We start from the raw sequence: 23,956 nt of genomic DNA, 5'->3' as shown, positions 1-23,956 counted from the left end.
CCGGGTGACGAACCCCAACCTGCCCCCGGCCCTGTACCTGCCCACCGGTCCGGTGGGGCCGACCACCGACGGCGGCACCGGCGCCTCGGTCGAGCTGCGGCACACCCCGGACGGGCGCGTCGCGCTGGTCGCGTTCACCGCGCTGGACCGGCTCGTGGACTGCTGCGGTGAACACCAGCCGTGGATCATGGTCAACACCGAGCACCTGCCGCGCATCCACCAGGTCAACCCCTACGACGTGATCGTGCTCGACACCGAGCTCCCGGTCGAGCTGCGCCACCACGCGCCGGTATAACGAACCGACCGGGTGGTCCAGCTCTCAACCCAGAGCACAGGGCGAACCGTAGACTCCCGGTTGACCAGCAGCGCCGCTGAACAACGCGGGAGGTACGGGGTGAGCGAGCAGGACATCGCGAGCACGGGCGGTCCGGTGACCAAGATCCTGGTCGCCAACCGGGGTGAGATCGCGGTGCGGGTGATCAGGGCGGCCAAGGACGCGGGTCTCAGCAGCGTGGCCGTGTACGCCGATCCCGACCGGGACGCCCCACACGTGCGCGTTGCCGATGAGGCCTTCGCCCTCGGCGGCAGCACGGCCGCGGAAAGCTACCTTTCGATCGACAAGATCCTCGACGCGGCCAAGCGGTCCGGCGCCGATTCGGTCCACCCGGGATACGGGTTCCTTTCCGAGAACGCCGAATTCGCCCAGGCGGTGCTCGACGCGGGGCTCACCTGGATCGGGCCGAGCCCGCAGTCCATCCGCGACCTCGGCGACAAGGTCACCGCGCGGCACATCGCCACCCGGGCCGGTGCGCCGCTGGTGCCCGGCACCAAGGAACCGGTCAAGGACGCCGGCGAGATCCTCGCCTTCGCCGACGAGCACGGCCTGCCGGTGGCGATCAAGGCCGCTTTCGGCGGTGGCGGCCGCGGTCTGAAGGTTGCACGGACCCGCGAGGAGATCCCGGAGCTGTTCGAATCCGCGACCCGCGAAGCGGTGTCCGCGTTCGGCCGGGGCGAATGCTTCGTGGAGCGCTACCTGGACAAGCCGCGGCACGTCGAGGCGCAGGTGCTGGCCGACCAGCACGGCAACGCGATCGTCGTCGGCACCCGGGACTGCTCACTGCAGCGACGGCACCAGAAGCTGGTCGAGGAGGCGCCTGCGCCGTACCTCACCGAAGAACAGCGCGCCCGCATCCACGAATCCGCGAAGGCCATCTGCAAGGAGGCCGGCTACTACGGCGCGGGCACCGTGGAATACCTGGTGGCCACCGACGGCACCATCTCCTTCCTCGAGGTGAACACCCGGCTGCAGGTGGAGCACCCGGTGTCCGAGGAGACGACCGGGCTCGACCTGGTGCGCGAGATGTTCCGCATCGCGCGCGGTGAGAAGCTGCGCATCACCGAGGACCCGGAGCCGCGCGGCCACTCGATCGAATTCCGCATCAACGGCGAGGACGCCGGGCGCGGCTTCCTGCCCGCCCCCGGCACGGTCACGAAGTTCGTGGCGCCGAGCGGCCCCGGCGTGCGCGTTGACTCCGGGGTGGAGAGCGGCAGCGTGATCGGCGGTCAGTTCGACTCGATGCTCGCCAAGCTCATCATCACCGGCTCCGACCGGGCCAACGCCCTCGAACGCAGCAGGCGCGCGCTGGCCGAATTCGAGGTGGAGGGCATGGCGACGGTGCTGCCGTTCGACCGCGTGATCGTCGACGACCCCGCGTTCGTCGGGGACGAGAACGGCTTCAGCGTGCACACCCGGTGGATCGAAACGGAGTTCGACAACAAGATCGAGCCGTTCACCGCTGCCGAAGGTGAAGCCGAGGAACCCGAGCAGCGGCAGAACGTCGTCGTCGAGGTCGGCGGACGCAGGCTGGAAGTGTCGCTGCCCGGTGGCTTCGCGCTGGAAGGCGGCGGTGCCACCGCGACCAAGGCCAAGCCCCGCAAGCGCGCCGGTGGTTCGAAGGCCGCGGTGAGCGGCGACGCGGTGACCGCACCGATGCAGGGCACGATCGTGAAGATCGCGGTCGAGGAGGGTGCGCACGTCGAGGCGGGCGAGCTGATCCTGGTACTCGAGGCGATGAAGATGGAGAATCCGGTCACCGCGCACAAAGCGGGCACGGTCACCGGACTTTCGGTCGAGATCGGCGCCGCGGTCACCCAGGGCACGCAGCTGCTGGAGCTGAAAGACTGAAGTTGTGCCGGATGTCGTGGGTACGCGGGCGCGCGGCGGCATACCATCGTCAGTGTGACTGAGGTTCCGTCTCCGCAGCTGCGGATCAGCGATCAGGAACGGGAATCCGCGCTGAAAGCGCTCGGTGAGCACATGAGTGCGGGGCGGATCGACATCGACGAGTACGGCGAGCGTTCCGCCCGGATCACTGCGGCCAAGACCCGTGGTGAGCTGGCCGAGATGTTCGCCGACCTGCCTGCGCCGCATCCGGCGTACGGTGGAGCCCCCGCCGCGGCGGCACCACCGGCACCGGCCGCAGCGCCGGTGGCACTGCAGCCGGCGGGCGCGGTGGCGGCACCCCAGCAGAACTGGTCGGGCGGACAGCGGTTCGTGGCCGCGTTCCTGCCGCTCATCTGGGTCGCCGCGATCGCGCTCATCGCCACCGGGACCACGACGGCCTGGGTGATCCTGGTGCCGATCGCGCTCAGCGGCGTCGGACGGGCGTTGTGGGGCAAGCATTTCGATCACTCCGACCACCACGACCGGCGCCGTGAACATCGGCTGGAGCACCACCAGCGGCACCGCGAGATGCGGGACGAGTACCGGCGGCGGCGCCGGCTGGACCCCTGAGCCCGCCGTGCCCGACATGCGATTGAGCGACGCCGAACGGCAGGACGCGCTCGACGTCCTGTCCGAGCACGTGCGCACCGGACGACTGGACGTCGACGAGTACGGCACCCGCTCGGCGAAGGTCACCGCGGCGACGCGGGTCAGCGAACTGCTGCCGTTGTTCGAGGACCTGCCGTCGCCGAGACCGAGCGCGCTGCTGGCCGCACCGCGGAGCGCGGATCCGGAGCCGAGGGGCAGCGCACTGTCGCGGTATGCAATGCAGTATGCGGTGCCGCTCTCGATCGCGGTGAGCATCGTGGTCCTGGTGCTCTCCCGTGGCAGGCTGTACCTCATTTTCGCACTGCCGGTAGCGGTCCTGCTGCTCACCGGCTGGCGACGGCGCTGAAGAACGCTCCATGATCGGATTACGCCCAGGTGCCGTCGACCCCCGCGCCGAACGGCGGGCAGGTCCGGCAGGTGCGGCCATCGGAATCGCGGCGCTGGTGGTGTGCACGGTCATTGCGGGCACCGGGGAGCACGGCAGTCCGGCGCAGTGGCGCACCACGCTGATCCTCGCCGCGGCGAGCGCGCTGTGGTTGCTGCTGCTGATCCCGCTGTTCCCACGGCGCACCCGGAACCCGTGGCTCACCCTCGGTTTCTTCGTCGTGCTGCTGGCCGCGGCGACCGCGCTGGGCACGCGGGCGGACACGTTCACCGCGTTCGGCTCCGTGGGCTACCCGATCGCGTTCGTGTTGTTCCCGGCGCGCTGGAGCATCTTCGCGGCCGCGGCGACGGCACTGGTTCCGTTACTGGCCAACGGAATCTGGCATTCGGACACGCCACCGTGGGTCACCGTCGTGTCCATCCTCGGGCCGATCCTGTACGCGGCGTGGTTCGTCGGCGTGGAAAACGAACAACGCCGCCGCACCAATGCCCGGCTGGAAGCCGCGCTGGCGGAAAACGCCGGCCTGCAAGAGAAACTTCTCGCCAAGGCCAGGGAAACGGGCGTACTCGACGAGCGGCAGCGGATGGCGCGCGAGATCCACGACACCGTGGCACAGGGGCTCACCGGAATCGTCACGCAGTTGCAGGCCGCGGACCAGGCCTCGTCGGAAGAAGACCGCCGACGCCACCTCGGCCACGTGCACGCGCTCGCGAAAGGCAGCCTCACCGAAGCCCGCCGCGCCGTGCAGGCGCTGCGCCCGGAATCGCTTGCCGAGTCGCCCCTTCCCACGGCCCTGGCCGATCTGGCACGGCAGGTGTCCGAACGAGTGGGCGCGGACGTGACCGCCGGGACCGAGGGCACCGCGCGGCCGTTGTCCCCCGAGGCAGCGGCGACGCTCTACCGGGTCGCGCAGGAAGCACTGGCCAACGCGGAAAAACACGCCGTCGCGGCACGGATCGGGATCACCCTCACCTACGCCGACGACGTGACCATCCTCGACATCCGCGACGACGGCCGGGGTTTCGCCACCGGGGACCGCGGTGAGGGCACCGGGTTCGGCCTCGAAGCCATGCGACAGCGGGTCGAGCAGGTGGCCGGGACCCTCACCGTCGAATCCGCGCCGGGAGAAGGCACCTCGGTACACGTTCAGGTTCCGGTCGGCTGAGCCCGCTCGCTCCCCAGGACGGCCGGCGCCGGGGTGGTTACGCTCGTGGGGTGGAACCCGTGGAGATCAACGCGGGCGCGTACTACCTGCGCCAGTTGCGCGCGGACCGGCACCTCGACGACCGGCCCGCGCTGATGGAGGCGTTCGCGGACCCCGAACACCGCCGATACGTGCTGAACTACCGGCTGCGCACGCCCGACGAGGCCACCGAGTACGTCACGCTCCGCACAGCACAGTGGGCCTGTGCCGAACGCTGTTCATGGGCAGTCGCCGAACCGACGACCGGACGGCTGCTCGGTGAGGTCGGTCTGCGCGATCTCGACCTCACCTTCGGCACCGCCGAGGCGTCGGTGTGGACGCATCCCGCGGAGCGCGGCAACGGGATCGCCGTCACCGCGCTGTCCGCGGCCATCCGGTTCGGCTTCGGCGGACTCGGGCTGCGCGAGATCACCTACCGGCATCTGGCGAGCAACACCGCGTCCGCGATTGTCGCGCAACGGTGCGGATTCACCCGGATCGACGTGGCCGAGCAGCCGTCGCCGGCCGGGGAACCGCTGGTGCGCTGGGTCCGCAAACCCGGATGAGGCTGCTCAGCTGACCGGTTCGATGATTCCCGCCCGCGCCTCCGGGGCAGCCGCCCGCAGTGCGTCGGCGGACTCGTCGGTGGGCTGGGACTGCGAATCGCGTTCCGCCTCCACCCGAGCCTGGTAGACCTCGACCTCGCGCTGCGCGGTCTCCGCGGACCACCCCAGCACCTCGCCGACGAGCTGGGCGACCTGCTCGGCGCAGTCGACGCCGCGGTGGGCGTATTCGATGGAGATCCGGGTGCGGCGCGCGAGCACGTCCTCCAGGTGCAACGCACCCTCGTGGCTGGCCGCGTACACGACCTCCACACCCAGGTAGTCCGGGGCCGATTCGATCGGCTTGAGCAGCTCCGGCCGGTCGTCGGCCAGCGCCAGCACCTCGTGCACCAGCGAGCCGTAGCGGTCGAGCAGGTGCCGCACGCGATAGGGATGCAGCCCGTGCTGCGCGGCCAGGTGATCGGCCTGGTTGACCAGCGCGTGGTAGCCGTCCGCACCGATCAGCGGGACCTTGTCGGTGATGGACGACGGCGGGCGGCCCGGCAGGTCGACCACGGCCGCGTCGACGGCGTCGGCCGCCATCACGCGGTAAGTGGTGTACTTCCCGCCCGCGATGGCGACCAGCCCCGGTGCGACCCGCGCGACCGCGTGTTCCCGCGACAGCTTCGACGTCTCCTCGCTCTCGCCGGCCAGCAGCGGCCGCAAGCCCGCGTACACCCCTTCGATGTCGTCGTGCGTCAGCGGGGTGGCGAGCACCTTGTTGACGTGCTTGAGCAGGTAGTCGATGTCGTTCTTGGTCGCCGCGGGATGTGCGAGGTCGAGGTTCCAGTCGGTGTCCGTGGTGCCCACGATCCAGTGGTTGCGCCACGGGATCACGAACAGCACCGACTTCTCGGTGCGCAGGATCATGCCCGATTCCGAGACGATCCGGTCACGCGGCACCACGATGTGCACGCCCTTGCTGGCGCGCACCCGGAACCGGCCGCGGCCGCCGGAGAGCCGCTGCAGTTCGTCGGTCCACACGCCGGTGCAGTTGATCACCGCGCCCGCCTGGATTTCGGTCTCCCTGCCGTCCTCGACGTCCCGCACGCGGACCCCGGAGATCCGGTCCGCCTCCCGCAGGAACCCGACGACCTGGGTGGACGTCCGCACCACGGCACCGTAGTGCGCGGCGGTGCGGGCCACCGTCATGGTGTGCCTGGCGTCGTCGGACTGCGCGTCGTAGTAGCGGATCCCGCCGATCAGCGCGGACCGCTTGAGCGCAGGCACCATCCGCAGGGCACCCGCGCGGGTGAGGTGCTTCTGGCCCGGCACCGAACGGGCGCCGCCCATCGTGTCGTACATCAGCAGCCCGGCGGCGGTGTAGGGCCGTTCCCAGACGCGGCGCGTCAGCGGGTACAGGAAGCTCACCGGCTTCACCAGGTGCGGCGCGATCTTCGTGAGCATCAGCTCGCGTTCGTGCAGGGCTTCCCGCACCAGCCCGAACTCCAGCTGCTCCAGGTAGCGCAGACCGCCGTGGAAAAGCTTGCTCGATCGGCTGGACGTGCCGGACGCCAGATCGCGCGCCTCGATCAGGGCCACCCGCAGACCGCGCGTCGCCGCGTCGAGCGCGGTGCCCGCCCCGACCACACCGCCGCCGATGACGACCAGGTCGTAGGTCTCGTCGCCGAAGCGCCGCCACGACTCCTCACGGCTGAGCGGGCCCAGCCGGGCCGGGTTCATCTCGGCCGCGGACCGCGCGGCACCGTGCTCGGAACTCGTCACCACTGGCTCCTCCTCATGCTCACCTTCCCCAGCATCGCACGGGTCGGTGATCGCGCGCTCACCCCGAGGTGACACGTGTGGCGTAACCCTCCCGACCCGTGATGACATTGCGACAAGCGGCGCCTGGAACGATCTTGTACGCACCGGTAACGTGCCGCGGACTGGGTCGGCGACGTGGCCGTGGCACGGCGTGATCGACCCTGCGCAGAGTGTCCAGTGTGGAGGTAGAACGTGAGTGCCGGAGCGATCATCGTCTGGGAGCTGCTGGGTACCGCAGTCCTGATTCTCTTGGGTAACGGTGTCGTGGCCAACCACGTACTCCGCAAGAACAACGGCCACAACGCAGGCACGTTGTTCATCACTTTCGGTTGGGCGTTCGGCGTGTTCGCCGGCGCCAGCATCGCGGCACCGACCGGCGCGCACCTCAACCCGGCGGTCACCCTCGGGCTCGCGATCTCCGGGAAGACGGCGTGGGCGGACGTGCCGTTCTACTTCATCGGCGAGTTCGCCGGCGCGATCCTCGGCGCGGTGCTGTGCTGGCTGACCTACAAGCTGCAGTTCGACGACCATCCGGAACCGGGCGAGACGCTGGGCATCTTCTCCACCGCACCGCAGATCCGGAACAAGGCGTGGAACCTGGTCACCGAGATCATCGGCACCTTCGTGCTGGTCGGCTGGGTGCTGCTGAGCCCGGTCTTCGAGAACGGCGAGGACGGCGTGCCGAGCTTCGGCAACTCCGGGCTCGGCTACGCCGGGGTGTCGTTCGTGGTGCTGGTGATCGGTATTTCGCTCGGCGGGCCGACCGGCTACGCCATCAACCCGGCGCGTGACCTCGGTCCGCGCATCGCCTACGCATTCCTGCTGCCGATCAAGGGCAAGCGGGACGCGGACTGGGGCTACGCGTGGGTCCCGGTCGTCGGGCCGCTGCTGGGCGGTGCGGTGGCCGCGCTCGTCTACCTCGCCGTGCACAACCTTTCCTGACGCCTCCCTCCGATCCTTCTGGAGAAACCGATGACCTCATACGTTGCCGCGATCGACCAGGGCACCACCTCGACCCGCTGCATGATCTTCGACCACTCCGGCCGGGTGGTGGCCTCCGACCAGCGCGAGCACGAGCAGATCTTCCCGCAGGCGGGCTGGGTCGAGCACGACGCGGAGGAGATCTGGGAGAACACCCGCGCGGTCGCCGGTGGCGCCATCGCCAAGGCGGATCTGCACCCCGCGGACATCGTCGCGGTCGGCATCACCAACCAGCGCGAGACGGCGCTGGTGTGGGACCGCAACACCGGCAAGCCGGTCTACCACGCGATCGTCTGGCAGGACACCCGCACGGACAAGATCGCGGCCGAACTGGGTGCGCTCGGCGGCGGGCAGGAGCGGTACCGGTCGAAGACCGGCCTGCCGCTCGCGACGTACTTCTCCGGCCCGAAGGTGAAGTGGATCCTCGACAACGTCGAGGGCGTGCGTGCCAGGGCCGAGGCCGGCGACCTGCTGTTCGGCAACATGGACACCTGGGTGCTGTGGAACATGACCGGTGGCACCAACGGCGGCGTGCACGTGACCGATCCGACCAACGCGTCCCGCACGCTGCTGATGGACCTCGACACGCTGCAGTGGGATGCGGAGATCGCGGCGGAGATGGGCATTCCACTGTCCATGCTGCCGGAGATCCGGTCGTCGTCGGAGGAATACGGCAAGGTGCGCGAGCGTGGCGCGCTGGCCGGCGTGCCGATCGCGGGCATCCTCGGCGACCAGCAGGCGGCCACCTTCGGCCAGGCCTGCCTTTCGCCGGGCGAGGCGAAAAACACTTACGGCACCGGCAACTTCATGCTGCTCAACACCGGCACCGAGAAGGTGATGTCGGAAAACGGCCTGCTCACCACGGTCTGCTACAAGATCGGCTCGAACGACACGGTCTACGCGCTGGAGGGCTCCATCGCGGTCACCGGCTCGCTCGTGCAGTGGTTGCGCGACAACCTGGGCATGATCGGCACCGCGGCGGAGATCGAGGAGCACGCCCGCAAGGTCGAGGACAACGGCGGTGCGTACTTCGTACCCGCCTTCTCCGGTCTTTTCGCCCCGTACTGGCGCTCGGACGCCCGCGGCGCGATCGTCGGCCTGACCCGGTTCGTCAACAAAGGACACCTGGCGCGGGCGGTACTGGAGGCCACTGCGTTCCAGTCGCGCGAGGTGATCGACGCGATGAACGCGGATTCCGGGGTACCGCTCAAATCCCTCAAGGTCGACGGCGGCATGGTGGTGAACGAACTGCTCATGCAGTTCCAGGCGGACATCCTCGGCGTACCGGTGATCCGCCCGGTGGTCAACGAAACGACCGCGCTCGGTGCCGCCTACGCCGCCGGACTCGCCGTGGGCTTCTGGAAGTCCGAGGACGACATCCGCACGAACTGGGCCAAGGACAAGCAGTGGGACCCGGCAATGGACGAGTCCCGCCGCGAGTCGGAATACCACAACTGGAAGAAGGCCGTGACGAAGACCTTCGACTGGGTGACGGACTGATCCACACCACCGGCCGCCCCTGGGCCGCATCCACAGCTGCACCCACACAGCACATGGATGCGGCCCGGTGCACCGGGCGACCGTAATCCCGACCTCTCCGGCTCCGGCCTGCCCACGGCCTTTCCGGCCCCCGACCCGCCCACGTCGGCCTTTCCGGCCCCGCCGTTCCGCCCCAGCGCACCCACCCCGGCCACCCCGGCCTTTCCAGCCCCGCCCATTCCACCCCAGCGCACCCACCCCGGCCACCCCGGCCTTTCCGACCCCGCCCATTCCGCCCCAGCGCACCCACCCCAGGCATTCCGCTCCCTGCCCGCCCGGCCGAACCATTCCGCCCCGCGGCCTTTCCACCCACGCCCGTCCGCCCCGCGGCCTTTCCGGCCCCCGTTCTGCCTTCGCAGCGGGAGGCGTTCGCATTCCTGAACCCCCTGCTCGCGCTGTCCCGGCCAGCGGTATTCCTTTCAGCACCTCGAATCGCCATTCACGCACGTGACCGATATTTCCCCCGGAATGGCAGGTTGGTGCCGGACTCTTGACTATTCTGGTTTAGACCACACACACTGGGCCGGGTGATCCGGATCACGACCCCCATTCCCACTCGGCCAAGGAGAACCATGTCCACGCTCCGTGCGGTTCGTTTCTTCGCGTGTTCCGGCGCCGTGTTGCTCGGCGCGCTGGTCTGCCAGCCCGCTTCCGCTGCGGCCGCGCTCGATCCCGGCGCGCCTCCCGGCAGCAACTTCGACCTGTCCGCGTGGGAGCTGCAGGAGCCGGTCGGCGAACCGGGCAAACCGACCACCATCTCGGCGTCCCGGCTCGGGGACGGGTTCCAGGACAAGTACTTCTACACCGATTCCACCGACGGCTCGATGACGTTCTGGGATCCGGAAAACGGCGTCACCACCCCGAATTCGCACTACCCGCGTGCCGAACTGCGGGAGATGACCTCGACGGGCGAGGCGGCAAGCTGGCCGGTCTCCGGCACCCATCGGCTCACCGCTTCGGTCGACGTGAGCGAAGTGCCCGACCACGTGTGCGTCGGCCAGATCCACCTCGCCGAAGGCAGCGGCTCGACGAAACCGCTGGTGGAGCTGTACTACTACGCCAACGGCGACATCAAGATGGGCGTCGAGGACTCCCCCGACGGCGGGCAGACCCAGCACCCGATGGGAAACGTGCCGTTGGGACAGAAGTGGTCCTACGAGATCAGCCTGACCGGCGGCGACACCATCGGACTGGTGCTCGACGGCAAGCAGACCACGTGGCCGCTCGACTCGTCGTTCAAGGACTACCCGATGTACTTCAAGGCCGGGAACTACAACCAGAGCACCAGCAGCAGCTCCACGGTGGGTGCCCGCGTGCACTTCTTCGCACTGGGGGTCTCCCACGGGTGAACCGGCGCGGCGGAGTTGCCGTGTCACCTCCCGGCACGGCAATTCCACCGCATGCTCACCCGATGCGATCGGCGATCAATTTCGCGTAGACGAGGATGTTGTCCACGTAGCTGCGGGCTGACCGGTCGAACGCACCGCCGCAGGTGATGAGGCGCAGTTCCGCGTCGTCGGTGTCTCCGTATACCGCGTCGCTCGGGAAAACGTCCTTCGATACCTGGTCGGTCTTCGTCACCACGAAATGCGCGGTGCGGCCGTCCTGCCGGGAAATCGTCACATCGTCCCCCGGCCGCAGTTCCTTGAGCCGGTAGAAGATCCCTTTTTGCTTGTTGCCGTCCACGTGGCCGAGCACCACGGCCGGCCCGATTTCGCCGGGTGTCGGGCCGTACTCGTACCACCCGGCCTGCAGCGGTGTGCGCACCGGCGGCACCTGCACGGTCTTGTCCGCGTTGAGCCCCAACGGCACCAGGCTCGAATGCGCGCCGATCTTCGGGATGTCCAGTGAAACCGGCGTCGACTTCGGCAACGCGAGCACGCGACCGGACGACGCGGCCGAACTCGGCGCGGACGGTGCGGACGGCGCCGGCTCGGCCGCGCACCCGGCGGCCACCACCGCGACCGCACAGACCGCGGCAACCAGTGTTCTCCTGATCATGGTTCCCCTATCGGCTCGGCACGCGCGCAGGCCGCAGCCTGCCACCCGGCCGCCCTCGAAACCAAGGCCGGAGAAGGAAGATCAGTCGCGGCCGCGTCGACGCACGAGCACCAGCCCGGTCCCGCCGACGGCGAGCGCGCCCATTGCCGCCGCCGCAGCGGGCAGCCCGTCGGCCGATCCCCCGCTCTGGCGTGCGCCGGCCGAGACCTGCGTTGCGGGCTGCACGGTGAACTGCGAGTCGATCTCCGCACTGCCGCAATCGAACGAAACCCGGTAGGTACCCGGCTGCACGCCGTCTCGGACGGTCCCCTGCCCCTGCGAGACGGGCGCCTTCGCCGGGTCGTGCTGCGGGCCGACCGGGTACAACGGCCCGAAGTCGAGCGCCGTCGAGGTGAGGTGCGAGATCGCCGACGCCTCACAGCCGACCTGCACGACCACGTTGTCCCCTGGTTGCCCAGCCGACGGCTGCACCTGCACGAAGGCCTTGGGGACACCGACTTCGCCGTCGGCCGGACCACTGGTCTGGGTGGCGGCGAAAGCCGGTGCGGCAGTGCACATCCCGGCGGCCACCAAGGTGGAGAAGAGTGCGATACGTTTCATGACAGTTCCCCTCGAAAACGGATCTTCCGCATCGTCGAACAGCGGATTGGGCACGCCCGGACCGCAGTTCCCCCTGTCGTCCGGGCGTTTTCCTCCGACTCTGGTAAGACGTCTCACACCCGGGCGGGGTTGCCGGCCTGGGTAACATTCGAGAAACGGCGCAGGCGGGGAGCACGCACGAAAAAGCCGCCGGGAACAATTCCCGACGGCTTGGGCGACGACCGGCCGCTATTCGGCGAGGCTGCCGTCTCCCGCTTTCGCACCACCGGCGGGCACCTGGGTCACCTGTGCGGCGGGCACCGAAAACGTGGCGGTGTAAGGCTTTCCACTGCAGGTCACGGTGAGCGGGTACTGACCGGCGGCGGTCCCCGGCACCAGCTCCGCGTCCGCGCTCACCGTCGCCTTCACGCCGATGAACGGACCGAAGTCGTAACCGGAGAACTTCAGCACCGGCGAGCTGAACGTGACCGCACCCGGTTTGGCACCGGGGCAGTCGGCGAGCGCCACGTTCGTGTCCCCGCGCTGGTAGTGGTCGACCATGCCGTGCAGCGCCACGGTGTCCTGGTTCAGCTGCACGGTCACCGGATCCGGCGGCTGCCCACCGCTCGCCGCGGCTACCGCCGGCCCGGCCACCGCGGCCGACCCGATCGCCGCCGCCACCGCCACCACTGCCCTCTTGCGCACCCTCGGCCTCTCTCCCACGTCCAGCTGCTCATCCCGCAAGACGCGGGTCCCGGTGGCGGGTTGCCCGTTCGCCGGAAATCAGTCCAGATCGTCGTGCCGCATCAGCTGGCGGCCGGCCTCGGTGATCGACCCGGACAGCGACGGGTACACCGAGAACGTGAGCGCCAGGTGGTCCACGGTCAGCTGGTTCTGCACCGCGAGCGCGATCGGCAGGATCAGCTCGCTCGCCGACGGCGCCACCACGACGCCACCGACCACCACCCCGGTCGCCGGGCGGCAGAACAGCTTCACGAACCCGCGGCGCAGGCCCTCCATCTTCGCCCGTGCGTTGGTGGCCAGCGGGAGCATGATCGTGCGCGCGGGCACCTCACCGGAGTCGATCGCCTGCTGGCTGATGCCGACCGTGGCGATCTCCGGGTGGGTGAAGACGTTGGCGGCCACCGTCTTGAGCTTGATCGGCGCGACGCCCTCACCCAGCGCGTGCCACATCGCGATGCGGCCCTGCATGCTCGCCACCGAGGCGAGCATCAGCACGCCGCTGCAGTCGCCGGCGGCGTAGATGCCGGGCACGGTGGTCCGCGAAACCCGGTCCACCGTGATGAACCCGCCGGGGCCCGGTTCGATGCCGACGCGGTCGAGTCCGATGTCGGCGGTGTTGGGCACGGATCCCACGGTCATCAGCGCATGGCTGGCCTCGATCACCCGGCCGTCGGCGAGGTGCACGGCGACGCCCTTGTCGATGCGCTCCACGCGTTCGGCGCGGGCCTGCTTGGCGACCGTGGTGCCCCGGTGCGAGAAAACCTCCTCCAGCACTGCCGCGGCGTCCGCGTCCTCGTGCGGCAGCACCCGGTCCCGGCTGGACACCACGGTGACCTTGACGCCCATCTCGGTGTAGGCCGAGGCGAACTCGGCGCCGGTGACCCCGGAGCCGATCACGGCCAGGTGCTCGGGCAATTCGCCGAGGTCGTAGAGCTGCCGCCAGTCGAGGATCCGCTCGCCGTCGGGCACCGCCCCCGGCAGCACCCGCGGGGTGGCTCCGGTGGCGATGAGCACGACGTCGGCGGACAGTGCCTCGGTGCTGCCGTCGGCGTGCGTGACGGCCACCTTGTGGGTGGCCAGACCCGGCTCGTCGTCGCAGAAGCGGGCTTCGCCGTTGATCACGTGCACGCCCTCCCGCTGCACGCGGGCACGGATGTCGGCCGACTGTGCGAGCGCCAGACCTTTCACCCGTCCGTGCACGGTGGGCAGGTCGACGCGCGTGTCCGCGAGGTCGGTGTTGATGCCCAGCTCACCGAGGTCGTGCATCTTCGCGAGCGCACCGGACGAGGCGATGAACGTCTTCGAAGGGACACAGTCGTAGAGAACGCAGGCGCCACCCAGCCCGTCCCGCTCGACGATCGTCACGTCGGCGCCGTGCTGCGCCGCGACCAAGGCAGCTTCGTAGCCCGCCGGGCCGCCACCCATGATCACGATCCTGGTCACCTGAAGTCCTCCTCGATACGTGCTTCGCGGTGGTCCTCACGGTACGCGGCGGGCCCGGCGGACAGGCGAAGTGTCCGGACACGGCATGTGCATCCGCTCCTGCGGCGCTCGGGTCGCTAGGCTGTCGGCCGTGCCGTTGTATGCCGCTTACGGATCCAACATGGAGCCCGCCCAGATGCTGGAGCGCGCCCCGCACTCCCCGATGGCGAGCTCCGGCTGGCTGGAGGGCTGGCGCCTCACCTTCGGAGGTGAGGACCTCGGCTGGGAAGGCGCACTGGCCACCATCGTCGAGGACGCGGCCTCCCGGGTGTTCGTGGTGCTCTACGACGTGACCGCGCTGGACGAGGAAGGCCTCGACCGCTGGGAAGGCGGCGAGCTGGGGATGCACACGAAGATCCGGCTCAGAGTCCAGACGATGGACGGCTCGGTGCTCGCCTGGCTGTACGTCCTCGACGCCTACGAGGGCGGCCTGCCCTCCGCCCGCTACCTGGGCGTCCTCGCCGACGCAGCCGAAGCAGCAGGCGCCCCGGCAGACTACGTGGAAGACCTGCGCACCCGCCCCTGCACGGGAATCACCGGCTGACCGATCCCCGGCCCGTCCAACCGGCCGGATTCGCTCACTCCGCCGACGCACCACAGGTCGGCCCCTGGCCCACTGCCCCACTCGGTCCGTCGGCCTAACGCAGGTGGCCCGGTGCTCCGACCCACTCGGTCCGGCACCTCGGTCCACTGACCCACCGCAGGTCAGCCGCCCCGTCGGGCGAGATGTCAGGTTGCTCGACTACGCGGACGACCGCAGCACTGCAAGCGGGCCCGTCCTCACCGGACCGGCCTGACCTCCGAGGTGAACCCGGCTCCGCGAACGGACCCGCCCCCGCGGCAAGGCCCAGCCTCACGAATGGGCGTGGCCTCCCGAACAGGCCCAGCCCCACGGAACAGCCCGGCACCGCCAAAGGACCCAACCTCCCGAACGGGCCCAGCCTCGCCGCACGGCCTGGCACCACAGGTGGTCCCGCGCGCGGGTGGACAGGGGACAGCGGCTTGGCCAGGGCACCCCGCCGGTCGTGGCCGGAGCCATGCCTTTCGTGCGACGACTTCAAGCACTCTTGTACGCGGAGCGTGCCAAGCATCCGGCCCCAGGAATCAACCACCGAGCACCAGGCACCGGGGCACCAAGCACCGGGGCACCAAGCACCGGGGCACCAAGCACCGGGGCACCGGGCACCGGGCACCGGGCACCGAGCGCACGAACCGGGACACCAGGCACCAAGTGCCCGGCCCTAGGAACCGGGGCACCGAGCACCCGGCCCAAGGACCAGGGCACCCGATCCCAGGGCCCAAGGACCAAGGACCAAGGAACCCGACCCCAGGGACCAGGGGACTAAACGCCAAGGCACCAAGGCAGGGCCGTTGCTCATTGGGTGGGACGGCTTCGGCTGGCGGAAGGGATGGCGACCGGGTGGTGGCCGATCGCTGTCCAGCAGGTGAACGGTGTTGGGGCGGAGTGTCCTGGGGATCGATTGCGCGATGAACTGCTCCGCCGTCCCCAAGTCGCGGGGCCTGTGGACAACTCGTCTCACGAAGTGGGTCGGGGAGCCGGGGCGGGCGTTGTTCCACCGGACCGGTGGGGCCGTGTGCACGGCCTCGATCACCATGTGGACAATGCACGACCCAACCGAGTCGTCCCGGCTGGGGACAGTTCGCCAAGAAATACGAAAACCCTTGTACCACACCAGAAAAGTTGTCCACAAAGCCACAGCAGGACCGACCGGGCCGACCTGGTAACCACCCTCTGTGAACACCCCGCCCCAACGGTGGAACAGTCCACAAGGGCGGGTGATCCCCCTCTGCGGCGACCCCTCACGAGGGGTACACATCCCCCATCTGAGTTGTCCACAGCGAGCGGATCACTGTGGACAACTCAAGCCAGCGAGGTCAGCGCCGTGTGCACCAGAGTGCGCACGCCGACGAGGAGAGCACGCTCGTCCAGGATGAACGTCGGGCGGTGGATGTCCGCCTGGGTGGCAGGCGGACCGGACCACACGCCGAGCCGGGCGAAGGCACCCTGGACGTGTTCGAGATACCAGCCGAAGTCCTCACCCCCGGACGACTGTTCGGTACCCGCCAGCCCCGGCTCACCGACGGCCGCTTCCACGCCGGCACGCATCAGGTCCGTCGACTCCGGATCGGACACCACCGGGGGAACGCCGCGCCGGTAGTCGAGCGAGAAGCCGACGCCGGTCGGCGCCAGCAAGGACTCCACCGACGAAGCGACCAGCGGCTCCAGCGCCTTCCACACCTGGTGATCGGCAGTGCGCAGGGTGCCGCGCAGCAAGCCGTCCTGTGGGACCGCGTTGGCCGCCTCCCCCGCGTGCACCGCGCCCCAGACCAGCACCGTCCCGGAGCGCGGGTCGACCCGCCGGGACAGCACCGAAGGCAACGAGGTGATCACGGTGCCGAGTGCGTACACGAGATCGGCGGTCAGATGCGGCCGTGACGTGTGCCCACCCGGTGAAGTCAGCCGCAGCTCGATCAGGTCCGCCGCCGAAGTCAGCGCTCCGACGCGGGTGCCGACCTTGCCGACCTCCAGCCGGGGGTCGCAGTGCAGCCCGAAAATCCGCTCGACACCCTGCAGCGCGCCCGCGGCGACCATGTCCAGCGCGCCGCCGGGCATGACCTCCTCGGCGGGCTGGAAGATCAGCCGTACGCGGCCGGGCAGTTCGGGCGCCCCGGCGAGCGCGCGGGCGGCACCCAGCAGGATGGCCGTGTGTGCGTCGTGCCCGCACATGTGCGCGGCGCCGTCGGTGGTGGACGCGTAGGGCAGGCCGGTCGCTTCGGTGAGCGGCAGTGCGTCGATGTCCGCGCGCAGTGCCACGCACCGCTCGCCCTGGCCGATGTCGCACACCACGCCGGTGCCACCGGGCAGCACCCACGGTTTCAACCCCACCTCGCGCAGCAGCGAGACGATCAGCTCAGTGGTCGCGAACTCGTGCCGGGACAGCTCGGGGTGGGCGTGGATGTGCCGACGCCACGCCAGCACGTCGGCCGCGTTCGCGCGCAGCCAATCGTCCAGCCAGAACGGGCCGCGGCCCGCACCGAGATCATCCACAGGAGCCATGCTGACCCCGGCTTCGGTCAACAGCGCGCCCGGCGACTCGATCGAGTCGCCGAGCCCACCTTCGGGGTCGCCGGGCACGTCGGGTCGTGAATCCAGCACAGTCACGCCGCACCTCCTCCCGCAACACGGGTGGCCCGAGCAGCAGCGCAAAGGGTCACGCAACGTGCCGTTCGATCTGTCTTACGCATTTGCAGATGATCGTGCACCATGCAGGTGGCAAGCGCCCCACCCGCGGCAGGCGCCCGAGACGGCCGGTACCGGATCTGCGTTGAACGGCGAACCGGAGTTCGGCTTGGGTGAACGGACCCCTCGGACCACCCGCTCACCTCCGCCGAGGACCACACCCGACGGCGAACCCCGGACACCCCGCCGACCACCGACGGCCAGCACAGCTCCGGACAACCCCCAGCACCGACCGCCGACCAGCGGCAACCGTCCCAACGACCGACCACCAACCAGCGGCAACCGTCCCAGCGACCGGCGGCCCGGCGACAGCCATCCCCGACGGCGGGCCGGTCAGCGACAACCGTCCGGCCGACCGCCGATCAGCGGCGCCCCACCGAAGAACCCGGCGAGGGGGAAGCGGCGGGCGGATCAGTGCGGTCCAGGCGTTGCGGCAAGGCCTCCGACCACCGGCGCACCGGGCAAACCCGATAAAGCGCGGGGTCTCGCGGCAAACCCCAGCATCGCGCACGGCAAGACCACGCAGAACGGCAAGTCCCGGCACGCCGAGAATCGCGCGGCGAAACCCGACAGTGCGCAGCGGCACCCGGCGTCACACAGCAAGACCCGGCAGAGCGCAAAATCCCGGTCCGTCCGCTACCGCGCGGCGAACCCGGCACTGCGGTCAGCGCGACAACCCCGCCAACGCGGGAAATCCCGACCTGCCGAGCAGTGCGGCAAAACCCGGCATCGCGCGGCGAAACCCGACAGTGCGCAGCGGCACCCGGCATCGCACAGCAAGACCCGGCAGAGCGCGAAATCCCGGTCCGTCCGCTACCGCGCGGCGAACCCAGCACTGCCGTCAGCGTGATGGCCCCGCCGGCGCAGCAAATCCCGGACCGCCGAGTCGCGTGCGGCAGAACCCGGCGGAGCCGGCGGACCTGGCAGATCCGGCGGACCCGGCGGCGGGTGCCGAACTGTGGCCCGGCTGGGCGGGGTGGGTGCTCAGCTGCCCTGTGCCTTGCGGCGCTTGATGCGGTGGCGGCGGCCGAAGAAGACGATCGCGAGCAGTACCACCGCGGCGCCGCCGGCGACCAGCTTGTTCTTGGTCTTCTCCGCGTTTGCCTTGTCCGTCTCGGATGGGTCGAGGACCGGACCGGCCGGTGGGGCCTGACGCAGGTCGGTCACCTGCATGCGCGCGGCGGTAAGAGCCTGCGGCGCAAGGGCCGAGGTCGCAAAGGCAGGCGACACGGAGGCAGGCGCCGCAAAGGCCGGTGCTGCAGAGGCAGGCGAAACCGGCAGTACCCCGGTCAGCAGCACGCCGAGCAGACCGGCCAGCAGCAGTCCCCGCACCTTCGCCATGACTTCCCTTCTACGGCATCGACGCGCATTCTGCCCGGCGAACCCCGTTCCCGTCAGCCGCCACGCGGAGGAGGCGGGTCCGTTCGACCGGTGCCGGCGACCGCCGGGCGCAGGAAGCTCAAGCCGGCTCGATGAAGGCGTCCAGGATGCGCTGTGCGGCCAGCGTCGGGGTCAGCTCGCCTTCGCGGACCGCCCGCTCCACGTCCGTCACCTGCGCGCGGACCCCCGGATGCGCGGTCAGCCGATCGAGCAGCTGTTCGCGCACCATCGCCCAGGTCCACTCCACCTGCTGCCGCCGGCGCCGATCCGCCAGCTCCCCGGATTCGGCCAGCGTGTCGCGGTGCGTGCCGATCGTCTCCCACACCTCGGCCAGCCCTCGCCCCTCCAGCGCGCTGCAGGTCAGCACGGGTGGCGTCCACGCCGCGTCCTTACCGTAGATCATCCGCAGCGCACCCTGCAGTTCCCGCGCGGCCCGCTGGGCGTCGCGTTCGTGCGGGCCGTCCGCCTTGTTCACGGCGATCACGTCGGCCAGCTCCAGCACGCCCTTCTTGATGCCCTGGAGCTGGTCCCCGGTGCGGGCCAAGGTCAGGAAGAGGAAGCAGTCGACCATATTCGCCACGGTCACCTCGGACTGCCCGACGCCGACGGTCTCCACCAGCACCACGTCGAAGCCGGCGGCCTCCATCAGCACGATCGTCTCGCGGGTGGCCCGTGCGACCCCGCCGAGCGTGCCCGAGGTCGGCGACGGCCGGATGAACGCGTTCGGATCCACCGCCAGCCGGGCCATCCGGGTCTTGTCGCCGAGGATCGAACCGCCGGTTCTCGTCGACGACGGGTCGACGGCGAGTACCGCGACCCGGTGCCCTTCCGTGGTGAGGTCGGTGCCCAGCTGGTCGATAAATGTCGACTTACCGACTCCGGGTACGCCGGTGATCCCGACCCGCTTCGATCCACCCGCGTGCGGCAGCAGCTCCACCAGCAGCTCCTGCGCCTGCCGGCGATGGTCGTCGCGATGGGATTCGACGAGCGTGATCGCCTTGGACAGGGTCCCCCGGTCGCCGGCGAGCACACCCTTCGCGTACTCGCCGACGTCGATCCGGCGCGGCAAGGCTCAGGACTCCTGCGCGACCAGCTGCTCGAGCAGGCCGATCGCGGCGTCCGCGAGCACCGTGCCCGGACCGAAGATCGCCGCGGCACCGGCGGTCCGCAGCTCTTCGTAGTCCTGCGGCGGGATCACACCGCCGACCACGACCATGATGTCCGCGCGGCCCAGCTCGGCCAGTTCGTGGCGCAGCGCGGGGACCAGCGACAGGTGCCCGGCGGCCAGCGAGGACACGCCGACCACGTGCACGTCCGCCTCGGTGGCCTGGCGCGCGACCTCGGCCGGGGTGGAGAACAGCGGTCCGACGTCGACGTCGAAGCCGAGGTCGGCGAAGCCGGTGGCGATCACCTTCTGGCCCCGGTCGTGGCCGTCCTGGCCCATTTTGGCGATCAGGATGCGCGGACGGCGCCCCTCCGCCTCGGCGAACTCCTCGACCAGCCCACGGGCCTTCTCGACGTTGTCCGACTTCCCCACCTCTTCCCGGTACACCCCGGAGATCGTGCGGATCTGGCCGGAGTGCCGTCCCCAGATCTTCTCCAGCGCGTCGGAGATCTCTCCCACGGTGGCCTTCGCCCTGGCCGCGTCGATGGCCAGGGCCAGCAGGTTGCCGTCGTTCTGCGCGCCTTCGGTGAGCCGCCGCAACGCGTCCTCGGTGGCCTGCGGGTCGCGCTCCTCGCGCAGCCGCCGCAGCTTCTCCAGCTGCTGCGCGCGGACCCCGGCGTTGTCCACCTTGAGCACGTCGATCTGCTCGTCGTCGGCGACCTGGTACTTGTTCACCCCGATCACCGGCTGACGACCGGAGTCGATCCGCGCCTGCGTGCGAGCGGCGGCCTCTTCGATGCGCAGTTTGGGGATGCCCTCGTCGATCGCCCGCGCCATACCGCCGGCACCCTCCACTTCGGAGATGTGCGCCCACGCCTTGCGCGCCAGGTCGTGGGTGAGCTTCTCGACGAACGCGCTGCCGCCCCACGGATCGATCACCCGCGTGGTCCCGGATTCCTGCTGCAGCAACAGCTGCGTGTTGCGGGCGATGCGCGCGGAGAAGTCGGTCGGCAACGCCAGCGCCTCGTCGAGCGCGTTGGTGTGCAGCGACTGCGTGTGCCCCTGCGTCGCGGCCATCGCCTCGACACAGGTGCGCGTGACGTTGTTGAACACGTCCTGCGCGGTGAGCGACCAGCCGGAGGTCTGCGAATGCGTGCGCAGCGACAACGACTTCGGCGATTTCGGGTCGAACTGCTTCACCAGCTTCGCCCACAGCAACCGCGCGGCACGCAGCTTCGCGACCTCCATGAAGAAGTTCATCCCGATGGCCCAGAAGAACGACAGCCGCGGGGCGAACTTGTCCACGTCCAGTCCGGCGTCGATACCGGAGCGGAGGTACTCGACGCCGTCCGCGAGCGTGTAGGCCAGCTCCAGATCGGCGGTCGCACCGGCCTCCTGCATGTGGTAGCCGGAGATCGAGATCGAGTTGTACTTCGGCATGTGCTGCGAGGTGAACCCGAAGATGTCGGAGATGATCCGCATCGACGGCCGCGGCGGGTAGATGTAGGTGTTGCGGACCATGAACTCCTTGAGAATGTCGTTCTGGATGGTCCCGGCCAGCTGCTCCGGTTTCACCCCCTGCTCCTCGGCCGCGACCACGTACAGCGCCAGCACCGGCAGCACCGCGCCGTTCATCGTCATCGACACGCTCATCTTGTCCAGCGGGATGCCGTCGAAGAGCTGGCGCATGTCGTAGATCGAGTCGATCGCCACGCCGGCCATGCCGACGTCGCCTGCCACCCGTGGGTGGTCGGAGTCGTAACCGCGGTGCGTGGCCAGGTCGAACGCGACCGAAAGGCCCTTCTGGCCCGCGGCGAGGTTGCGGCGGTAGAAGGCGTTCGACTCCTCGGCGGTGGAAAATCCGGCGTACTGGCGGATGGTCCACGGCTGGTTCACGTACATCGTCGGGTACGGCCCGCGCAGGTACGGCGCGATACCGGGGTACGTGCCGAGGAAGTCCACATCGGACAGATCGGCGGCGGTGTAGACCGGTTTCACGCCGATGCCTTCGGGGGTTTCCCAGGCGAGCGCGTCCGGACCCTTGCCGGTGGTGTCCTGCACGGCCTGTGCCCACGCGGCACGGTCGCCGGGTTCCGGGGTGCCGAGCGGGATATCGGCGAAGTTCGGGATACTCATGCCGCCGCCTCCACAAGGAGTTGCACACTGGTCGGTCGAGAGGCACCGGCAGGAATGCCGATGATTCGCTTGCAAGCTGCACTCATGCGGACACTCCCAGCTGTGCGTGCAGGCCGGTCAGGACTTCGAGCGCGTCACATCCGGCGTACACGGTGCCGTCGACGCCTTCGTAATTTCCCTTGCCGGCCAGGAAAACGGTCTCCGCGCCGAGCGATGCCGCGACCGTGGCGGCCTGCTCCTCATACGCCGCGTCGGTGCCGCACAGGCAGGCGGCCCTGGCGCCGCTGTCCCGGAACGCGGCGGGCAGATCGTCCGTGGCACCGGGGTTCACGGCCTCGATTCCTCCGGCTTGGAACAGATTCGCGGCGAATCCGGCGCGCGCGGTGTGCGCGGCGACCGGACCCAGTGTGGCGAGGAAGATCTTCGGCCGTTCCCCGTGCTCAGCCAAGTAGGCGTCCGATGCGTCACGCAGCTTCTCGAACTCCTCCGCGTACCGGTGCCGGGGCAGTCCACCTGCGACGGTGGAAGGCGACGGCTCGCGGTCGACCGGTTTCTCCGCCAGGTTCGGGAACTCGCTCACGCCGGTGAGCGGATCACGACGGGTGGCCAGCCGTTTCGCGCGCTTCGCCCAGGTCTCCGCGAGCCGCGCGGCCAGCGCGCCCGAGGCCAGTTCGGCCTCGATGCCACCGGCCGCCTCGATCGCGGTGAACTCGCGCCACGCGGCTTCGGCCAGTTCGTCGGTCAGCTGCTCGACGTACCAGGAGCCGCCTGCCGGATCGATCACGCTGCCCAGCTTCGACTCCTCCAGCAGCACCGCGTTGGTGTTGCGGGCGATCCGCGCGGAGAACGCGTCCGGCAGGCCGATCGCGGCGTCGAACGGCAGCACGGTGACCGCGTCCGCGCCGCCTGCCCCGGCGGCGAAACAGGCGACCGTGGTCCGCAGCATGTTCACCCACGGGTCACGCTGGGTCAGCATCGCCGGGGACGTGACCGCGTGCTGGTGCATCCCACGGGCCGCGGCCGGAGCACCGGAAACCTCGAGCACCCGGTCCCACAGCCGCCGGGCGGCACGGAACTTGGCGATGGTCAGGAACTGGTCGGCCGTCGCGGACAGCCGGAACTCGATCTGCCCGGCTGCGGCAGGCACGTCCAGGCCGGCCTCGGTGAGCGCGCGCAGGTAGGCGACGCCGGCCGCGATCACCGTGCCCAGCTCCTGCGAATCGGAACCGCCTGCCTCGTGGAACGGCAACCCGTCCGCGACGATCGTGCGCAGCTTCGGGTACTTCGCGGCGACCCGGGCGGCCAGTGCCGCGGCCGGCCCCGGCGGAAGGGTTTCGCCGGTCCGCGCGGTGGTGCCGATCGGGTCCGCACCGAGCGTGCCGACCGCTTCGCTGGCCGGGATCTCACGCTCGGCGAAGAGGCCGAGCAACGCTTGGGCGGCGGCTTCGTAGTCGGCACCGGCGTCGAGGACGACCGGCGCGAGTTCCACGTACACCTCGTCGAGCGCCTCGGCCAGCTCGGAGATCGGGAGCGCGGCGTCGCCGAGGGCCAGCCACACCGAGCTCGCGCCGCCCGCGAGGTCGGCCAGGATCGCCGTGTTGGCGGCCTTGGCGGCCGAGCGGGTCTGGCGGGTCCGGACGTCCCATCCGGTGCCGATGACCCCTTCCGGCCGGGCACCGCGGACGAACGGCGGCAGCCCGGGGAAGCCGAGCTCGGCCGGTTCGCCGCCGCCGGTGTACAGCGGCTGGATTTCGATCCCGTCGTAGGTGCGGGTGACGAGCTTGCTCTCCGGCGCGCCGTCGAAGTCCTCCGGCAGCCGTCCGCTCTTGCGCAGCACTCCGGCGACCAGCTCCTGCCACCGGGCCCGGTCCGCCGGCGGGAACTCCGCAGCGAGGGCGAGCCCCGGCTCGGACATCGGCGCTGATTCCGGACCAGCCAGGTTCGTCATACCCAGTGATGGTAGAGGCACGCCAGTGCGCG

General features: G+C 69.9%; 20 protein-coding genes. 10 read left to right on the top strand and 10 right to left on the bottom strand.

All coding sequences use genetic code 11. From position 1 onward, the window contains the following. The first annotated feature begins 4 nt into the window (after positions 1 to 4). From ABD793_RS11910 to ABD793_RS11885, 6 genes are all read left to right on the top strand, one after another. On the top strand, positions 5 to 295 hold the full coding sequence (locus tag ABD793_RS11910) for an SAV_915 family protein (protein WP_344858730.1): 291 nt from the start codon (positions 5 to 7) through the stop codon (positions 293 to 295). A gap of 99 nt (positions 296 to 394) precedes the next feature. Beyond that, positions 395 to 2,185 (top strand): acetyl/propionyl/methylcrotonyl-CoA carboxylase subunit alpha, encoded by a 1,791-nt coding sequence (locus ABD793_RS11905; RefSeq protein WP_344858728.1) that lies wholly within the window; start codon positions 395 to 397, stop codon positions 2,183 to 2,185. Positions 2,186 to 2,239: 54 nt separating this feature from the next. Beyond that, entirely contained in the window at positions 2,240 to 2,794 is a 555-nt protein-coding gene (locus tag ABD793_RS11900) for a DUF1707 SHOCT-like domain-containing protein (protein WP_344858726.1), read from the top strand. Positions 2,795 to 2,810: 16 nt separating this feature from the next. Beyond that, positions 2,811 to 3,179 carry a DUF1707 SHOCT-like domain-containing protein gene (locus ABD793_RS11895; RefSeq protein WP_344858724.1) on the top strand — a complete coding sequence of 123 codons (369 nt, stop codon included), beginning with the start codon at positions 2,811 to 2,813 and terminating at the stop codon, positions 3,177 to 3,179. Between the two features lie 10 nt (positions 3,180 to 3,189). Beyond that, complete coding sequence (locus ABD793_RS11890; protein WP_344858722.1) at positions 3,190 to 4,383, top strand: sensor histidine kinase; 1,194 nt, start codon at positions 3,190 to 3,192, stop codon at positions 4,381 to 4,383. 50 nt (positions 4,384 to 4,433) lie between these two features. Continuing rightward, on the top strand, positions 4,434 to 4,967 hold the full coding sequence (locus ABD793_RS11885; protein WP_344858721.1) for a GNAT family N-acetyltransferase: 534 nt from the start codon (positions 4,434 to 4,436) through the stop codon (positions 4,965 to 4,967). A gap of 6 nt (positions 4,968 to 4,973) precedes the next feature. Here ABD793_RS11885 and ABD793_RS11880 read toward each other — a convergent pair whose 3' ends face one another. Then, on the bottom strand, positions 4,974 to 6,686 hold the full coding sequence (locus ABD793_RS11880; RefSeq protein ID WP_344859214.1) for a glycerol-3-phosphate dehydrogenase/oxidase: 1,713 nt from the start codon (positions 6,684 to 6,686) through the stop codon (positions 4,974 to 4,976). Positions 6,687 to 6,959: 273 nt separating this feature from the next. Between ABD793_RS11880 and ABD793_RS11875 the strand changes: the two genes are divergently transcribed. The 3 genes from ABD793_RS11875 to ABD793_RS11865 all read left to right on the top strand — a co-directional run bounded on the left by ABD793_RS11875 (position 6,960) and on the right by ABD793_RS11865 (position 10,636). Continuing rightward, positions 6,960 to 7,709: an MIP/aquaporin family protein gene (locus ABD793_RS11875; RefSeq protein ID WP_344858720.1), complete on the top strand. Its 750-nt coding sequence runs from the start codon at positions 6,960 to 6,962 to the stop codon at positions 7,707 to 7,709. Between the two features lie 30 nt (positions 7,710 to 7,739). Next, positions 7,740 to 9,248 (top strand): glycerol kinase GlpK, encoded by a 1,509-nt coding sequence (glpK, locus tag ABD793_RS11870; RefSeq protein WP_344858718.1) that lies wholly within the window; start codon positions 7,740 to 7,742, stop codon positions 9,246 to 9,248. Positions 9,249 to 9,859: 611 nt separating this feature from the next. Continuing rightward, positions 9,860 to 10,636: a polysaccharide lyase family 7 protein gene (locus ABD793_RS11865; protein ID WP_344858716.1), complete on the top strand. Its 777-nt coding sequence runs from the start codon at positions 9,860 to 9,862 to the stop codon at positions 10,634 to 10,636. Between the two features lie 55 nt (positions 10,637 to 10,691). On the opposite strand, the gene ABD793_RS11860 is transcribed toward ABD793_RS11865, so the two are convergent. The 4 genes from ABD793_RS11860 to ABD793_RS11845 all read right to left on the bottom strand — a co-directional run bounded on the left by ABD793_RS11860 (position 10,692) and on the right by ABD793_RS11845 (position 14,054). Further along, entirely contained in the window at positions 10,692 to 11,288 is a 597-nt protein-coding gene (locus ABD793_RS11860) for a class F sortase (RefSeq protein WP_344858714.1), read from the bottom strand. A gap of 81 nt (positions 11,289 to 11,369) precedes the next feature. Then, positions 11,370 to 11,888, bottom strand: a complete 519-nt coding sequence (locus ABD793_RS11855; protein ID WP_344858712.1) for a hypothetical protein — start codon at positions 11,886 to 11,888, stop codon at positions 11,370 to 11,372. Between the two features lie 228 nt (positions 11,889 to 12,116). Then, on the bottom strand, positions 12,117 to 12,572 hold the full coding sequence (locus tag ABD793_RS11850; protein ID WP_344858710.1) for a hypothetical protein: 456 nt from the start codon (positions 12,570 to 12,572) through the stop codon (positions 12,117 to 12,119). A 78-nt stretch (positions 12,573 to 12,650) separates the two neighbouring features. After that, on the bottom strand, positions 12,651 to 14,054 hold the full coding sequence (locus tag ABD793_RS11845; protein WP_344858708.1) for an NAD(P)H-quinone dehydrogenase: 1,404 nt from the start codon (positions 14,052 to 14,054) through the stop codon (positions 12,651 to 12,653). A 130-nt stretch (positions 14,055 to 14,184) separates the two neighbouring features. Here ABD793_RS11845 and ABD793_RS11840 point away from each other — a divergent pair, with 130 nt between their 5' ends. Continuing rightward, the gene (locus ABD793_RS11840; RefSeq protein WP_344858706.1) at positions 14,185 to 14,637 is read left to right on the top strand and encodes a gamma-glutamylcyclotransferase family protein; all 453 of its coding nucleotides are present in this window, start codon (positions 14,185 to 14,187) and stop codon (positions 14,635 to 14,637) included. A 1,338-nt stretch (positions 14,638 to 15,975) separates the two neighbouring features. Here ABD793_RS11840 and ABD793_RS11835 read toward each other — a convergent pair. The 5 genes from ABD793_RS11835 to ABD793_RS11815 all read right to left on the bottom strand — a co-directional run bounded on the left by ABD793_RS11835 (position 15,976) and on the right by ABD793_RS11815 (position 23,924). Further along, positions 15,976 to 17,277, bottom strand: a complete 1,302-nt coding sequence (locus tag ABD793_RS11835) for an amidohydrolase (RefSeq protein WP_344858704.1) — start codon at positions 17,275 to 17,277, stop codon at positions 15,976 to 15,978. Positions 17,278 to 18,339: 1,062 nt separating this feature from the next. Next, complete coding sequence (locus tag ABD793_RS11830) at positions 18,340 to 18,696, bottom strand: hypothetical protein (protein WP_344858701.1); 357 nt, start codon at positions 18,694 to 18,696, stop codon at positions 18,340 to 18,342. 118 nt (positions 18,697 to 18,814) lie between these two features. Further along, positions 18,815 to 19,804 (bottom strand): methylmalonyl Co-A mutase-associated GTPase MeaB, encoded by a 990-nt coding sequence (gene meaB / locus ABD793_RS11825; RefSeq protein ID WP_344858699.1) that lies wholly within the window; start codon positions 19,802 to 19,804, stop codon positions 18,815 to 18,817. A 3-nt stretch (positions 19,805 to 19,807) separates the two neighbouring features. Next, positions 19,808 to 21,976: a methylmalonyl-CoA mutase gene (gene scpA / locus ABD793_RS11820; RefSeq protein WP_344858697.1), complete on the bottom strand. Its 2,169-nt coding sequence runs from the start codon at positions 21,974 to 21,976 to the stop codon at positions 19,808 to 19,810. Between the two features lie 82 nt (positions 21,977 to 22,058). After that, complete coding sequence (locus ABD793_RS11815; protein ID WP_344858695.1) at positions 22,059 to 23,924, bottom strand: methylmalonyl-CoA mutase family protein; 1,866 nt, start codon at positions 23,922 to 23,924, stop codon at positions 22,059 to 22,061. Positions 23,925 to 23,956 lie beyond the last annotated feature (32 nt).

Source organism: Amycolatopsis ultiminotia (assembly GCF_039536925.1).
Classification (GTDB): Bacteria; Actinomycetota; Actinomycetes; order Mycobacteriales; family Pseudonocardiaceae; genus Amycolatopsis; species Amycolatopsis ultiminotia.
This window is presented reverse-complemented; position numbering and strand designations above follow the sequence as displayed.

Bases quoted from the DNA above. Each gene is read 5' to 3' on its own strand.
- ABD793_RS11895 (WP_344858724.1), top strand. From the start codon at position 2,811: ATGCGATTGAGCGACGCCGAACGGCAGGACGCGCTCGACGTCCTGTCC.
- ABD793_RS11890 (WP_344858722.1), top strand. From the start codon at position 3,190: ATGATCGGATTACGCCCAGGTGCCGTCGACCCCCGCGCCGAACGGCGG.
- ABD793_RS11880 (WP_344859214.1), bottom strand. From the start codon at position 6,686: ATGAACCCGGCCCGGCTGGGCCCGCTCAGCCGTGAGGAGTCGTGGCGG.
- glpK (WP_344858718.1), top strand. From the start codon at position 7,740: ATGACCTCATACGTTGCCGCGATCGACCAGGGCACCACCTCGACCCGC.
- ABD793_RS11865 (WP_344858716.1), top strand. From the start codon at position 9,860: ATGTCCACGCTCCGTGCGGTTCGTTTCTTCGCGTGTTCCGGCGCCGTG.
- ABD793_RS11860 (WP_344858714.1), bottom strand. From the start codon at position 11,288: ATGATCAGGAGAACACTGGTTGCCGCGGTCTGTGCGGTCGCGGTGGTG.
- ABD793_RS11855 (WP_344858712.1), bottom strand. From the start codon at position 11,888: ATGAAACGTATCGCACTCTTCTCCACCTTGGTGGCCGCCGGGATGTGC.
- ABD793_RS11830 (WP_344858701.1), bottom strand. From the start codon at position 18,696: ATGGCGAAGGTGCGGGGACTGCTGCTGGCCGGTCTGCTCGGCGTGCTG.
- scpA (WP_344858697.1), bottom strand. From the start codon at position 21,976: ATGAGTATCCCGAACTTCGCCGATATCCCGCTCGGCACCCCGGAACCC.
- ABD793_RS11815 (WP_344858695.1), bottom strand. From the start codon at position 23,924: ATGACGAACCTGGCTGGTCCGGAATCAGCGCCGATGTCCGAGCCGGGG.